The organism is Ruegeria sp. CDSC025 (assembly GCF_059610805.1).
In genome coordinates this window covers 385,332-397,527 of the sequence record NZ_JBXWOJ010000003.1, presented here as the reverse complement: position 1 = coordinate 397,527, position 12,196 = coordinate 385,332, and the positions used below count along the sequence as shown (strand labels likewise).

13 protein-coding genes are annotated in these 12,196 nt (G+C 57.8%); 4 read left to right on the top strand and 9 right to left on the bottom strand.

Annotated elements, in window-relative coordinates; genetic code table 11:
* Positions 1–69: 69 nt before the first annotated feature.
* The 3 genes from AC2FH8_RS07455 to AC2FH8_RS07445 form a co-directional block, all read right to left on the bottom strand.
* On the bottom strand, positions 70–849 hold the full coding sequence (locus tag AC2FH8_RS07455) for an SDR family oxidoreductase (RefSeq protein ID WP_496689105.1): 780 nt from the start codon (positions 847–849) through the stop codon (positions 70–72).
* A gap of 16 nt (positions 850–865) precedes the next feature.
* Positions 866–1,828, bottom strand: a complete 963-nt coding sequence (locus AC2FH8_RS07450) for a calcium/sodium antiporter (protein WP_142635277.1) — start codon at positions 1,826–1,828, stop codon at positions 866–868.
* 168 nt (positions 1,829–1,996) lie between these two features.
* A complete protein-coding gene (locus AC2FH8_RS07445) occupies positions 1,997–2,704 on the bottom strand; it encodes a S49 family peptidase (protein WP_496689103.1) in 708 nt (235 codons plus the stop codon).
* Between AC2FH8_RS07445 and AC2FH8_RS07440 the strand changes: the two genes are divergently transcribed.
* Positions 2,694–2,873, top strand: coding sequence for a hypothetical protein (locus tag AC2FH8_RS07440; protein ID WP_281972608.1), 180 nt, complete (start codon positions 2,694–2,696; stop codon positions 2,871–2,873). The two genes, AC2FH8_RS07445 and AC2FH8_RS07440, sit on opposite strands and share 11 nt — an antisense overlap.
* Before the next feature lie 34 nt (positions 2,874–2,907).
* On the opposite strand, the gene AC2FH8_RS07435 is transcribed toward AC2FH8_RS07440, so the two are convergent.
* Both AC2FH8_RS07435 and AC2FH8_RS07430 read right to left on the bottom strand, forming a co-directional pair.
* The gene (locus AC2FH8_RS07435; protein WP_271948588.1) at positions 2,908–3,669 is read right to left on the bottom strand and encodes an ABC transporter permease; all 762 of its coding nucleotides are present in this window, start codon (positions 3,667–3,669) and stop codon (positions 2,908–2,910) included.
* Complete coding sequence (locus AC2FH8_RS07430) at positions 3,666–4,595, bottom strand: ABC transporter ATP-binding protein (RefSeq protein WP_496689100.1); 930 nt, start codon at positions 4,593–4,595, stop codon at positions 3,666–3,668. The genes AC2FH8_RS07435 and AC2FH8_RS07430 overlap by 4 nt, the downstream gene beginning before the upstream one ends.
* A gap of 154 nt (positions 4,596–4,749) precedes the next feature.
* On the opposite strand from AC2FH8_RS07430, the gene AC2FH8_RS07425 reads away from it, so the two are divergent.
* The gene (locus AC2FH8_RS07425) at positions 4,750–5,844 is read left to right on the top strand and encodes a CaiB/BaiF CoA transferase family protein (RefSeq protein ID WP_496689098.1); all 1,095 of its coding nucleotides are present in this window, start codon (positions 4,750–4,752) and stop codon (positions 5,842–5,844) included.
* On the opposite strand, the gene hemE is transcribed toward AC2FH8_RS07425, so the two are convergent.
* Positions 5,841–6,875: a uroporphyrinogen decarboxylase gene (hemE, locus tag AC2FH8_RS07420; RefSeq protein WP_496689096.1), complete on the bottom strand. Its 1,035-nt coding sequence runs from the start codon at positions 6,873–6,875 to the stop codon at positions 5,841–5,843. The genes AC2FH8_RS07425 and hemE overlap by 4 nt on opposite strands.
* 107 nt (positions 6,876–6,982) lie before the next feature.
* Between hemE and hemC the strand changes: the two genes are divergently transcribed.
* Entirely contained in the window at positions 6,983–7,942 is a 960-nt protein-coding gene (hemC, locus tag AC2FH8_RS07415) for a hydroxymethylbilane synthase (RefSeq protein WP_496689094.1), read from the top strand.
* Positions 7,943–8,411: 469 nt separating this feature from the next.
* Positions 8,412–8,813 (top strand): carboxymuconolactone decarboxylase family protein, encoded by a 402-nt coding sequence (locus tag AC2FH8_RS07410; protein ID WP_496689092.1) that lies wholly within the window; start codon positions 8,412–8,414, stop codon positions 8,811–8,813.
* 130 nt (positions 8,814–8,943) lie between these two features.
* Here AC2FH8_RS07410 and AC2FH8_RS07405 read toward each other — a convergent pair whose 3' ends face one another.
* The 3 genes from AC2FH8_RS07405 to ubiA form a co-directional block, all read right to left on the bottom strand.
* Positions 8,944–9,264 carry a hypothetical protein gene (locus tag AC2FH8_RS07405; protein ID WP_142635291.1) on the bottom strand — a complete coding sequence of 107 codons (321 nt, stop codon included), beginning with the start codon at positions 9,262–9,264 and terminating at the stop codon, positions 8,944–8,946.
* 1 nt (position 9,265) lies between these two features.
* A complete protein-coding gene (locus AC2FH8_RS07400) occupies positions 9,266–11,164 on the bottom strand; it encodes an OmpA family protein (RefSeq protein WP_496689090.1) in 1,899 nt (632 codons plus the stop codon).
* Between the two features lie 65 nt (positions 11,165–11,229).
* The gene (ubiA, locus tag AC2FH8_RS07395) at positions 11,230–12,192 is read right to left on the bottom strand and encodes a 4-hydroxybenzoate octaprenyltransferase (protein ID WP_281995272.1); all 963 of its coding nucleotides are present in this window, start codon (positions 12,190–12,192) and stop codon (positions 11,230–11,232) included.
* Between the last annotated feature and the right edge of the window lie 4 nt (positions 12,193–12,196).

Below are 12,196 nucleotides of genomic sequence, written 5' to 3'. Positions count from 1 at the left end.
AAAAAAAGACATTTTTGTAACGGATTGATAACAGAAATGAGAGCGGTGCAAAACTTCCAGCACCAAACGTTATTCCACGCCCAGAACATCCGGTGTCTGCCATCCCAAATGCTGTCCGCCATCCACGCAGAGAATCTGGCCGGTGACCGCATGAGCATCCAGGAAATACCCAAGTGCAGCGGTGATGTCAGAGGGGTTTGACCCACGTTCCAGAATGGTGTTGGCGCGCTGTGCTTTGAAGTGATCTTCGGATTGCCTGTGACCCTGCATCGTCGGTCCCGGTCCGATGGCATTGACGCGGATCGCCGGGGTTAGCGCCTGAGCTGCAGTACGGGTCAACGCCCATAGCCCCATTTTGGCGACGGTGTAGGACATGAATTCGGGCGTCAGTTTGCGGACCCGCATGTCGACCATATTAACAATCAGGCCCGTTGCCAGCGGCTCGCCCGCATCATCGGTTTCTGGTTCCAGACCCTGTTCAGCCATCGCCTGAGTCAAAACGAATGGCGCCCGCAGGTTGCTGTTCATGTGGCGGTCCCAGCTTTGCCGTGTGGCCGTGTGGATGTTGTCGTATTCAAATATCGAAGCGTTGTTGACCAGGCAGGTAATGGGTCCGCCCAGTGCCTCGGATGCGCGTGGCAGCAGGGCAGCCACGCTTGCTTCTTCTAACAGGTCGGCCTGCAGAGCTACCGCATTGCGGCCCAGGGCCCTGATTTCAGCGACAACCTTAGATGCCTCTTGTTCAGAGGAGGCGTAATGGACTGCCACGTCGTAGCCACGCCGGGCCAGATAAAGGGCCATTGCCCTACCAAGGCGAATTCCGGCACCGGTAACTAGGGCTCGGGTCATGCGGCCTCTCTTTGTGTCACACCAACAAGGAAATAACGTAAACCGCGTAAAGGCTTGTCAACAGAATTCCCCATCCGCGGGTGATATCCCGTTTGAAAAATACAAAGGGGACCAAAAGGAGTGATGCGCCCAGCATGACCCAAAGATCAAATCGCAGGAATTCTGGATCAACAGGAATGCGCCCAAACAGGGTTGCAATGCCGACAATGGCCAACAGATTGAACATGTTGGACCCGATAACATTGCCCAATGCGACATCGGCTTGTCGGCGCAGTGCAGCCATAACAGTGGTCGCCAGTTCCGGCAGGGAAGTTCCCACCGCTATAAGTGTCAGTCCGATTACAGTCTCGCTGACGCCGTAAGTGCGGGCAATGATTGTAGCGTTGTCGACCAGAAGATGTGCGCCCATCGGCAGGCCTATCAGTCCGAGCACCAGGTAGACTGAAATCTTCCAATAGGGCATGTCTGGATCGGCTTCTTCCAGGCCATCAAAATCGTCATCCTCGGCGCAGGCTTTGCCACAGGCCTTGCGATGGGCATGGGCTTCTCTGAAGGCGGTCCATAGAACAAAGCTGAGAGCAGCCAGCAAAATCGCGCCGCTGAACAGGTTGAACACGCCGCAGAAGGCAAGGCCGATGAACAGAACAGTTGCCAGCAACATGAACACATAGTTCTTGCGGCTGTCACATTCGCTGGTGTGCAGCGTGGCAAGCAGCGCAGGCAGGCCCAGCACCAGCAGGATATTGGCCGTGTTCGACCCCACAACGTTACCCAGGGCGATGCCCGGTGCGTTTTCCTTAATTGCACTGATTGCAATCAGAAGTTCTGGCGCCGAGGTGCCGAATGCCACGATCGTCAAACTAACGATCAACGCCGGTACTCCAATCCGCAGGCTGAGGTTCACGGCACCGCGTACCAGCGCATCACCCGCCAGCAACAGGATCAACAAACCGAGACCGGATAACAGCCATGCCGTCATGCGCGGCCTCCTTTTTCGCAGGCACAGGGACCTTTACCGATCCTGAACCGATGACAGCGCGGGCATCTTGCGGATTGTAGTTTTTTCTGCCCCGGGAACCGCAGTTTGCCGAACATTGCCAGGACGCCCATGGCAATCAAAAAGAGGGTCACGATCTTGATAATCACGTTACAAACCGAAACGTGCGTATGCGGCACGCTCCTCAAGTCCGGCAACCGCGTCCTGTGCCAAGGAGGCGCCGAACCGTGACCAGAATGGCTTGCGCAGCCCGTAACGGCGGAATTTTACTTTATCGCCAAACCGGTCCTGCATTTTGGGTTTGAGATGACCGATGCCGTCGATCAGGCCAAGTTCATGCGCGCGGCGTGCCAGCCAGACTTCGCCAGTGAACAGATCAGCACCCGTTTCAAGCTTTGCCCCGCGTCGTGCTTTGACATGAGCAGTGAAGTTCTCGTGGATATCGCGTAACAGGCCTTCAAGCCTTGCGACATCTTCAGGTTTTTCCGGGGCAAAGGGATCCAACATGGATTTCGAATGGCCCGCCGTGTGCACTCGCCGTTCGAAACCCTGCCTCTCAAGGAAAAGATGTGCGCCGAACCCCGAAGAGATCACGCCAATCGAACCCAGTACCGAACTGTCATCGGCGTAAATCTCATCAGCTGCCGCTGCCAACCAATAGCCACCCGAAGCTGCCACATCCTCGACAAATGCGAAGACGGGAACATCCAGTTCTTTCGACAGACGCTGAATGCGCGCACCGATCAATGAACTTTGGACCGGGGATCCGCCGGGCGAGTTGACCTCAAGCGCGACGGCGGCAGGTTTGCCTTTGCGAAATGCTTTTTCGAGAACCGGCGCCAGAGTTGTGTCAGACATCGACCCGCGCCCGGACATGCCGATTGCACCCGATAAGCGCACGACCGAAACGGTTGGCTGTTTTTTGAGAAACGGCAGGCTGACCTTCATGGGTGCCGATGTAGAGTGCGCCCACGCGGTAAACAAGGGAGCGGCTGACCGTTATCGGTCGCGTGGACGTATTTACTGAAGGTGATGGGCAAAAATGCAACGCCGTCCATGGCCTAACTCCGGATGCGCCAGCCAGTTTTGAAGATCCATCCGATGATGCCCAGACACACGCCGGTAAACGCCAGTATGGCCAAAAGGCTGAACATGATCGGCACATCGGCCAGGCCGTAAAACGACCAGCGAAAGCCCGAGATCAGATAGACGACCGGGTTGAACAGGGTGATGGTCTGCCACAGCGGGGGCAGCATCGAAATCGAATAAAAGGTACCGCCCAGAAAGATCAGCGGTGTCACCACGAGTTGCGGAACCAAAGACATCTGCTCGAAATTGCTGGCCCAGATGCCGATGATGAAGCCCAGCAAGGAAAAGCTGAGGCAGGTCAGGACTAGAAATGTCACCATGGCAAGCGGGTGTTCAATACGCAAATCCACAAAGAATGCAGAGGTCACAAGGATCACGACACCCACAAACAGCGATTTTGTCGCCGCCGCTCCGACGTAGCCGATGACGATCTCGATGAAATTCACCGGCGCCGAAAGAAGCTCATATATCGTTCCCAGAAACTTTGGGAAATAGATCCCGAAAGAGGCGTTCGAGATCGACAGCGTCACAACAGATAACATGACCAGCCCCGGAACGATGAATGCGCCATAGGAGACGCCTTCGACCTCTTGGATGCGGCTGCCGATCGCCGTGCCAAAGACAACGAAATACAGCGATGTCGACAGGACCGGAGATATGAAGCTTTGCGCAAGGGTGCGGAAGAACCGGGCCATTTCGAACCGGTAGATGGCAGTAATGGCGGACCAGTTCATGTGGCTTCTCCCGACACCATATTGACAAAGATCTCTTCAAGGCTGGACTGACGCGTTTGTACATCGCGTAAAATCAGTCCGGCCTCGGCCACATCGTTCAACAGGGTGGTGATGCCAGTGCGGTCGGCATTTGTGTCGTAGGTATAAACCAACGTGTCACCCTTGCCGTTGAGTTTGAGGTTATGCGCTGACAGGCTGTCGGGGACGGTTTCAATGGGCTCGGTCAGCATGACTTCGATCTGCTTCTTCCCCATCTGAGACATCAACGTGTCTTTGTCCTGGACCAGCAGCAGCTCACCCTTGTCGATGACGCCGACACGGTCGGCAATGGCCTCGGCCTCTTCGATATAGTGGGTGGTTAGAATGATGGTGACACCGGCCTGCTTCAACTCGGCCACGATTTCCCACATGTCTTTGCGCAGTTCGACATCAACACCTGCGGTCGGCTCGTCCAGAAACAGAACACGCGGCTCGTGTGCCAGCGCTTTTGCGATCAGAACCCGACGTTTCATACCGCCCGATAGTTCTTTGATCGCGTTTTTGCGTTTTTCCCACAAAGACAATTTGCGCAGAATTTCTTCGATACGTGCGTTGTTCTGCCCAAGCCCGAACAGCCCGCGCGACAATCGCACAGTGTTCCAGACCTTTTCAAAGGGTTCGAGCGCGATCTCCTGCGGAACCAAACCGATCATCCGGCGGGCTGCGCGAAAATCAGTCTGGATATCGTGGCCGCCGACGGTCACGCTTCCTGAGGTTGGCGTCGTTATTCCACACACCGTCGAAATCAGCGTGGTCTTGCCTGCACCGTTGGGACCAAGAAGAGCCAGGATTTCTCCCTGCTCGATGTCCAGAGACACGCCCTTTAGCGCCTCAAAACCTCCGGCATAGGACTTTCGCAAATCCCTGATGGACAGAATTGTTGTCATGCGCCTCCCCCGTTCTGGCGGCGACACTACCCTGCGAGTCAGCCACAGAACAGGCCCAATTCACACATTTTGCTCAGCTTTCCAATTGGCCTTTCCAGTCCGGGCTTGCATTTCCTGGCTGGCCCCGAAACCCTGCGCGGGCAGGAGGACTGGTATGTTAAGTGGAATTCGGATCATCGAAATCGAGGGCCTGGGCCCCGGTCCCTTTGCCGCCATGCTGTTGGCCGATCTCGGTGCAGATGTGATCACCATCCACCGCAAGGGGCAGGCCGCGACTCCGGGCATGCCCGAACAGTCAGTTCTGGATCGGGGTAAGCGCTCGATCAGCCTGAACCTCAAAGACCCGGCCGATCTGGATGTGGCCCGGCGCCTGATCGCCACGGCTGATGCACTGATCGAAGGGTTTCGACCCGGTGTGATGGAAAAGCTGGGCCTTGGCCCTGATATCTGTCGCGATCTGAACCCAAAGCTGATTTATGGCCGTATGACCGGTTGGGGACAGGACGGCCCCTTGTCCAAGAATGCCGGGCACGATCTGAACTATATCGCACTGTCCGGGGCGCTTTGGTATGCGTCGCAACCGGACCAACCGCCGCAAACCCCGGCCACTTTGGTGGGTGATATCGGTGGCGGTGCCATGTATCTGGTCGCGGGCATTCTGGCCGGATTGCTGAATGCGGCACGCACAGGAAAGGGCACGGTCGTGGACGCCGCTATTTATGACGGCTCGGCCCATATGATGAACCTGCTGATGAGCCTGCGCCAAACCGGAAACCTGTCAGATACTCGCGGACACAGCCTTCTGGACGGTCCCCATTGGAGCCGAACCTATGCCTGCTCTGATGGTGGATTTGTGGCGGTGCAGTGCCTGGAGCCGAAATTCTATGCCGAGTTCCTGCAGATATTGGACCTGTCTGGCGATCCCGAATTTCGGCAGCAATATGATGCTTCCACCTGGCCCGCGCTGACCCTGCGGCTGGCTGAAATCTTTGCTGGCAAACCACGTGATCATTGGGCGGCGCTGTTTGCAGCAAGTGACGCCTGTGTTGCACCGGTGCTCAACCCGTCCGAAGCGCAGAACCATGCCATGAACACAGCACGCCAGATCTGGCTTGCCCCCGACGGTATGCTACAGGCCGCCGCCGCGCCGCGGTTTTCCGAGCGGGAGTGGAAGCCCAGACCCAGCCCGCGCCGCGGAGATCATACACAAGACATACTGGCCGAGCTGGACGCCCGACCCAAAGCCTAGCGGTTGCGCACTGCGTCGATCATACGCTGAACGTTGTCGGGATCGGCATCGGGCGTGATGCCATGACCCAGATTGAAGATATGCGGCCCTTTGGAGAATACATCGACAATCCGCCGGGTCTCGTCCACCAGCGCTTGACCGCCGGTCACCATATGCGACGACGCCAGATTGCCTTGTACGCAACCATCCACCTGGACATGCTCGGCGCCCCATTCCGGCGAGACCGAATTGTCCAGCGCGACGCAATCAACCCCCGTGGTTTTGGCGAACCCGATATAGCCATCTCCGGCCTCTCGCGGGAATCCGATCACCGGGATGCCGGGGTGACGTTCCTTGATGGCCTGGGTGATTACGCGGCACGGCTCGACCGCATATTTGCGGAACGCCTCACCCTTCAGCGATCCGGCCCAGCTGTCGAATATCTTGACTACCTCGGCGCCTGCCTCGATCTGGGCTGAAAGATATTCGATCGTGGCCAGCGTGATCCGGTCCAGCAGCGCTTCGAACAGCGCAGTATTCCCCTCGCGCAGCGCATGGGCGGGGCCTTGATCCGGGGTGCCGCGTCCGGCGATCATGTAGGTCGCCACTGTCCACGGCGCGCCAGCAAAACCGATCAAGGTTGTCTCGGACGGCAACTCCTGTGACAGGATGCGCACTGTCTCATAGACTGGCGAGAGTGTTTCGTGGATATCCTCGACCGATTTCAGCGCATCAAACTCGGATTGCTGCGTGATGGTCGACAAACGCGGGCCTTCACCGGTGACAAACCAAAGATCCGCACCCAGCGCCTGTGGTACCAGCAGGATATCCGCAAACAGGATAGCTGCATCGAACCCATAGCGACGGATCGGCTGCAATGTGACCTCGGCCGCAAGCTCGGGATTGTAGCACAGAGACAGGAAATCCCCGGCCTGCGCGCGCGTTGCACGATATTCTGGCAGATACCGTCCGGCCTGGCGCATCATCCAGATTGGAGGCACATCCTGCACCTGTCCTGCCAATGCCCGCAGCAGTTTCTTTGTTTCGGCCATCTGTGCCCCCAATCGTCTGGTTTGTGGCAACGGGTCTTCCTTCGGCGGCAATTTGTCAAGCTCTGCCCCCATTGTCAGGGCAATGTGACGCGACTAAAGCTGTGTCCATGACATTGACCCTGCCTTCACCCGCCTCACCGCTGAAAATCGGCACCCGTGGTTCGCCCCTGGCGCTGGCGCAAGCCTATGAAACCCGGCAGCGGTTAGGCACAGCCTTTGATCTGCCCGAAGATGCATTCGAAATCGTGGTGATCAAGACTACCGGCGACAATCGCGCGATGATCGACGCTGACCGCCCGCTGAAAGAGATCGGCAACAAAGGCCTGTTCACTAAGGAAATCGAAGAAGCGATGCTGCGAGGTGATATCGACATCGCTGTGCATTCGACCAAGGACATGCCGGTCGAACAGCCCGCGGGTCTTGTGTTGGACACGTTCCTGCCGCGCGAAGATGCGCGCGACGCTTTTATTTCGCCCAGCCTGAACTCTATTCATGACCTGCCCAATGGCGCGGTGGTTGGCACCTCGTCTTTGCGCCGCCGGGCTCAGCTGTTGAACCGGCGCCCTGACCTGAATGTGGTCGAGTTCCGTGGCAACGTGCAAACGCGCCTGAAGAAACTGACCGATGGCGTAGCGGATTGCACGTTTCTGGCGATGGCAGGTATCCGGCGCCTGAATATGGACGACGTTCCCGCAACTGCTATCTCGCCCGAGGATATGCTGCCCGCTATTGCACAAGGTACAATCGGTATCGAACGCCGCAGTGACGATCCCCGTGCTGCAGGGATGTTGGAGGCAATTCATCATAGCGAAACCGGGTATCGACTTTTGGCCGAGCGCGCCTTGCTGGCCGCGCTTGACGGGTCCTGCGAGACTCCGATTGCCGGGCTGGCTGATATCAGCGGTGGCATTCTGCGCCTGCGCGGAGAAGTCCTGCGCCCGGACGGGTCTGATTCTATCGCCGAAGACGCCACTGGCGTGATTGGTGATGGTGCAGAAATGGCGCGTGCAATGGCCGAAAAACTACTGACAAAGGCCGGCCCCGGGTTCTTTGATTGGAAGAATTGAAGATAAATTTATTTAATGTGAACTAGTTCACTGTCGCGCTCTCAAAGATCAGGCATTAAGGATGCACACCGATTGAGAAATCGGGTTGGTCTCGAAGAAGTCGAAAGTTTTTGTTAGTCTGTCCATTTTTAAGTGGTATTCGAGGGGGCGAGACCAAACCCCGACATTCAGTCAGTAAGGGCCGCTGTCTCATTAAGACGGCGGCCCGTTTACTTTTGGGTGTCTCAAATAGCCGCGACGTCTTGAACCGCTTGCACAATCGCAGCCCGCTGGTGAAGCGATGTCAGTACATATAATTGCCTGTCTTCAAGACTGGATGCGCGGGGCAGTGGAATGATCCTCGTGCCAAGGGGCTAGAAAATCCGTCGCATTTTCTTATCCGGTGTAAAGTGCAAGCGTTGATAGTACCTGTAAGAGGCGTAGAGTGCTTCAGCACACCGCTTCATTGTGACGATTACCGGAGACCAAGATGGCCGAGACTTTCGACGAAGATCTGTTCCTCAGAGGGCTGGAGCAACGCAAAAGCACCCTGGGCGCGGAATATGTTGAGAAAAACCTGGCCGCCGCCGACGATTTTACCCGGCCGTTTCAAGAGGCAATGACCGCTTGGTGCTGGGGTTTCGGCTGGGGCGACGATGTGATTGACGCCAAGACCCGGTCAATGATGAACCTGTCCATGATCGGCGCGCTGGGCAAGATGCACGAATGGGAACTCCACTGTCGCGGCGCCATCAGCAACGGCGTCAACAAAGAAGAAATCCGGGCCATTATTCACGTGATCGGCATCTATTGTGGCGTGCCGCAGGCGCTGGAATGCTTTCGTGTCGCGCGCAAGGTTCTGGACGAGGCAGAAACAACCTCTGAGACATGATCATGAATTGAACTGTGCCCAAGCTGCATCAAGCTGAAGGGATTTTCGGGCCCGGTTTGGCAGGTGTCTGAAACACACAACGGGGCCCTATATTTGCGGGTGTCGCAAGTTGCCGATTCCTCTGGTTCTCTTAGTCCGCGTTGTTGATCCGGCCGCGTAATTCTTCGGCCTCCTGCCGCGCGGCGCGCAACCCGTCCATGGCAGCGCCCAGTTCCGCCTCGGTCTGGGTGAGCTGATTGGTTAGCTCGGCCTCACGCTGTTGCAGATAGGTGATGGCCTGATCGCGGGTTTCTTCGGCCTCATGCAATTCCTGGCTCATGCGATCCAGATCGGCGACGTCGCTTTGGCGAACACGAGACAGACGATGGGCCAGCCAGTTGGCGAACCACCCCATGCAGAAGGCTGCGAACAGGATGATGGCGGTGGCAATGATGAATTCTATTCTGTTCAACTTACTGATCCTCTGCGCCGGTATCTGCGGCGTCTTCTGGCGTCTCTGTCTCGGCCTCCAGCGCCTCAAGCCCGGTCTCGGAATTGGCAATGGGCTCGGGCCGGATCAGGCGGAATTCAATGCGACGGTTTTCTTCTCGGCCTGCCTCGGTATCGTTGTCTGCGATCGGTTGCGTTTCACCATATCCCACGGCCGAGTAGCTTGACGTTGGGATGCGGCGTCCGCGCAACTCATTCAGGATCGACTGAGCCCGCGCCTGGCTGAGTTGCTGGTTCATCTCTTCGCGGCCCTGACTATCTGTATGGCCCTGAATTTCAATCCGGATGGGGCCGCATTCGCGCAGAATCTCGGCGATCTGATTGATGGTATCGCGCGAATCCGCGGCAACCGTGGCCGATCCCGGTTCGAATGCGATTTTGCTGCTGGCCTGAACTTCGGCAAGCTGGTCTTCGCACAGCTCTGGGTCGGGCAGGCTGTCTGCGGGTTTCGGCGGCTCTTGATAGGTGATCGAAAGGGTGAAACCTTTTGCATCCCCAAGCTTTTCCGACAGCAATCCGGCGATACGGGCTTTGGCGTCCGGGTCGTAGCTGACCCCGCTGAGAGAAACGTCGTCAGGGGTAACAGTCAGAGCGCCGTTATGCAGCAGAGACAACGCTTCCAGCCCCGCCAGAACACGCACCGGCCAGTCTGCGGGTAAGTCGGAGGCGATGCGGGTGGCGGTATAAACCTGTTCCGATCCAAATGCCGCGCGGGCAAAACTGTCGGCCATGTCGCGCGATGTCTCATTGCTCAGACGACCGCGCATTTGGACCAGCCCTTCGGGGCTGCGCGTGGTCGAGAACTCGGGGGGGCCGGTGGATTCGGCGGTTTCGGGTTTGGGCAGGACGGCGTGCAGGGCGAAAACCTCGGGCAGCGCATTTTCCAGCTCGCCCACCACACGGTCAAAGACCCCAGCCTCTGTTCCCTGCGCCGCCACCAGCGTGATATCCGCATCCGAAATCGTGACCGAACCCTGACCAATCTTGGACAGGGCACGAATGCTGAGCGTTGCCGCTTCGGGCCAACGGGGTGAGGGCACGCCCAAACCGATTGTACAGTTAAACGAGCCGGCAAGGCCTGCCTCTTTGGCAGCAGCGACGATGGCATCCCGCGCTTTTTCATTCTGGGCCGAGCAGGCATCGAACTGGCCGCCGTTGGCATCAATCAGGTAGCGAAGTGTAAAGGGGGTGATTACGGGGCGCGGAGCCGAGATCGACAACCCGATTCGCAAACTGGGAGGTGCTGCGCGGGTCAGGCTCTGTTCCAGTCGTTCTTTTTCCCGCAGGCTGTCTGCAATGGCGGTGATTTTCACCAAACCGGGGCTGGCCGATATTTTGGCGCGCGGCAGGCGGGTCAACGCTTCGAGCGCATAGTTCAACGCGTCGTCCCAGCCTTCGGGTATAGGGTAATCCGCCGTTTCCATCAGGTCCGAAACGGTGTCGCCGTCCATCCGGCGCAACCTTTCGATCAGCTCGCTGCGGTCTTGGCTTGCGGGTATCAGACCAATAATCGAAATACCGCTGTCGTTTCGCAAAATTTCAGCGGAAAAGCGCGGTGCTGCCAGTTGCCGGGTGGGGGCGACCTGCATGTCGTCAATAACGCGTGAGGTATCAACCTCGGTCCCGGCTGCGGTCAGCGCATTGAACCGCGTTGCTTCGTCAATGGCTATGCCGGTCAGGACAACGCGCAGGCCATCGGATTCGACTTCGGCCCAGTCATGCCCTTTTAGGTCAAGCGCACGCCGCACGGCGAGTTCCGACGCTTCTTCAACTTTGGTTACCGCATATCCTGCGGCCACAAGCGATAGGCTGGCCGAAACGAGGAATATCAGGGAGGCAGCTAGGAAATAGGGCAGGCGCATGTGCGGGCAGACGACTCCTGAAGTTATTGAGCAGGACTCTTACAGAGGCCCGCGCCGAGGTGCAATCAGAGCAACCCAGCAATGCAAAGGAAGATCAGCGGAATAAGGCCGGTATCCCGGTTGGCCCGGAAAAGCTGCAGCAATTTGGCGTTGTCTTCGGTGTCCAGCCCGCGCAGTTGCCACGTCATATGCCACCCCATTGCCCAAGGTCCCGCCAGTGCAACGAACATGGCTGTAATCGGCTCCTGCCCTGTCATGGCTTCGATAATGGCCAGCGCCATCAGGGATACGGTTGCGGCCAGGAAATACTTTAACCAATGCGCAGTATTTGTCCCGAACAGGCGGGCGGTGGATTTGATACCGATCAGCTCGTCATCCTCGGCGTCCTGATGCGCATAGATCGTATCATAGAACAGCGTCCAGGCGATGCCAGCCAGGTACAGAGTGATCGCCGGCCCGCCGACCGTTCCGGTATGCGCGGCCCAGGTCAGCAGGATGCCCCAGTTGAAAGCCAGCCCCAGAAATACCTGTGGCCACCAGGTGAACCTTTTGGCGAAGGGGTAGACAGCGACGGGCAACAGGGACAGCACGCCCATGGCGATGGCGGCCTGGTTGAAGCTCAGCAGAACCAACAATGCCAGCAGGCATTGCAGCACCATCCAGATCGCGGCCTGCCGAACACTGACCTGCCCAGATGGGATCGGGCGCGACCGGGTCCGTTCCACTTTTGCATCAAAGTCGCGGTCCGAAATGTCATTCCATGTGCAGCCCGCGCCGCGCATCAAAAAGGCACCGATGGCACAACCGATGGCGATCCAGAGGTCCTCCCACCGCGGGGTGCCGTCGCTGAGGATGGCCAGCGTCAGTCCCCACCAGCAGGGGATCAGCAGCAGCCATGTGCCGATAGGCCGATCAGCCCGGCTCAGCCGCAGGTAAGGGCGCGAGAATTCCGGCGCATAGGTGTCGACCCAGTTGCCGCTGACCGCATCAGCGACCTGACCGTCTGGTGTTGGCGCATTGCCTTGCATATGT

Excerpts from the sequence above, each read along its gene's own strand:
- AC2FH8_RS07455 (WP_496689105.1), bottom strand. The coding sequence starts at position 849 with ATGACCCGAGCCCTAGTTACCGGTGCCGGAATTCGCCTTGGTAGGGCA.
- AC2FH8_RS07450 (WP_142635277.1), bottom strand. The coding sequence starts at position 1,828 with ATGACGGCATGGCTGTTATCCGGTCTCGGTTTGTTGATCCTGTTGCTG.
- AC2FH8_RS07445 (WP_496689103.1), bottom strand. The coding sequence starts at position 2,704 with ATGTCTGACACAACTCTGGCGCCGGTTCTCGAAAAAGCATTTCGCAAA.
- AC2FH8_RS07435 (WP_271948588.1), bottom strand. The coding sequence starts at position 3,669 with ATGAACTGGTCCGCCATTACTGCCATCTACCGGTTCGAAATGGCCCGG.
- AC2FH8_RS07430 (WP_496689100.1), bottom strand. The coding sequence starts at position 4,595 with ATGACAACAATTCTGTCCATCAGGGATTTGCGAAAGTCCTATGCCGGA.
- AC2FH8_RS07425 (WP_496689098.1), top strand. The coding sequence starts at position 4,750 with ATGTTAAGTGGAATTCGGATCATCGAAATCGAGGGCCTGGGCCCCGGT.
- hemE (WP_496689096.1), bottom strand. The coding sequence starts at position 6,875 with ATGGCCGAAACAAAGAAACTGCTGCGGGCATTGGCAGGACAGGTGCAG.
- hemC (WP_496689094.1), top strand. The coding sequence starts at position 6,983 with ATGACATTGACCCTGCCTTCACCCGCCTCACCGCTGAAAATCGGCACC.
- AC2FH8_RS07410 (WP_496689092.1), top strand. The coding sequence starts at position 8,412 with ATGGCCGAGACTTTCGACGAAGATCTGTTCCTCAGAGGGCTGGAGCAA.
- AC2FH8_RS07400 (WP_496689090.1), bottom strand. The coding sequence starts at position 11,164 with ATGCGCCTGCCCTATTTCCTAGCTGCCTCCCTGATATTCCTCGTTTCG.
- ubiA (WP_281995272.1), bottom strand. The coding sequence starts at position 12,192 with ATGCAAGGCAATGCGCCAACACCAGACGGTCAGGTCGCTGATGCGGTC.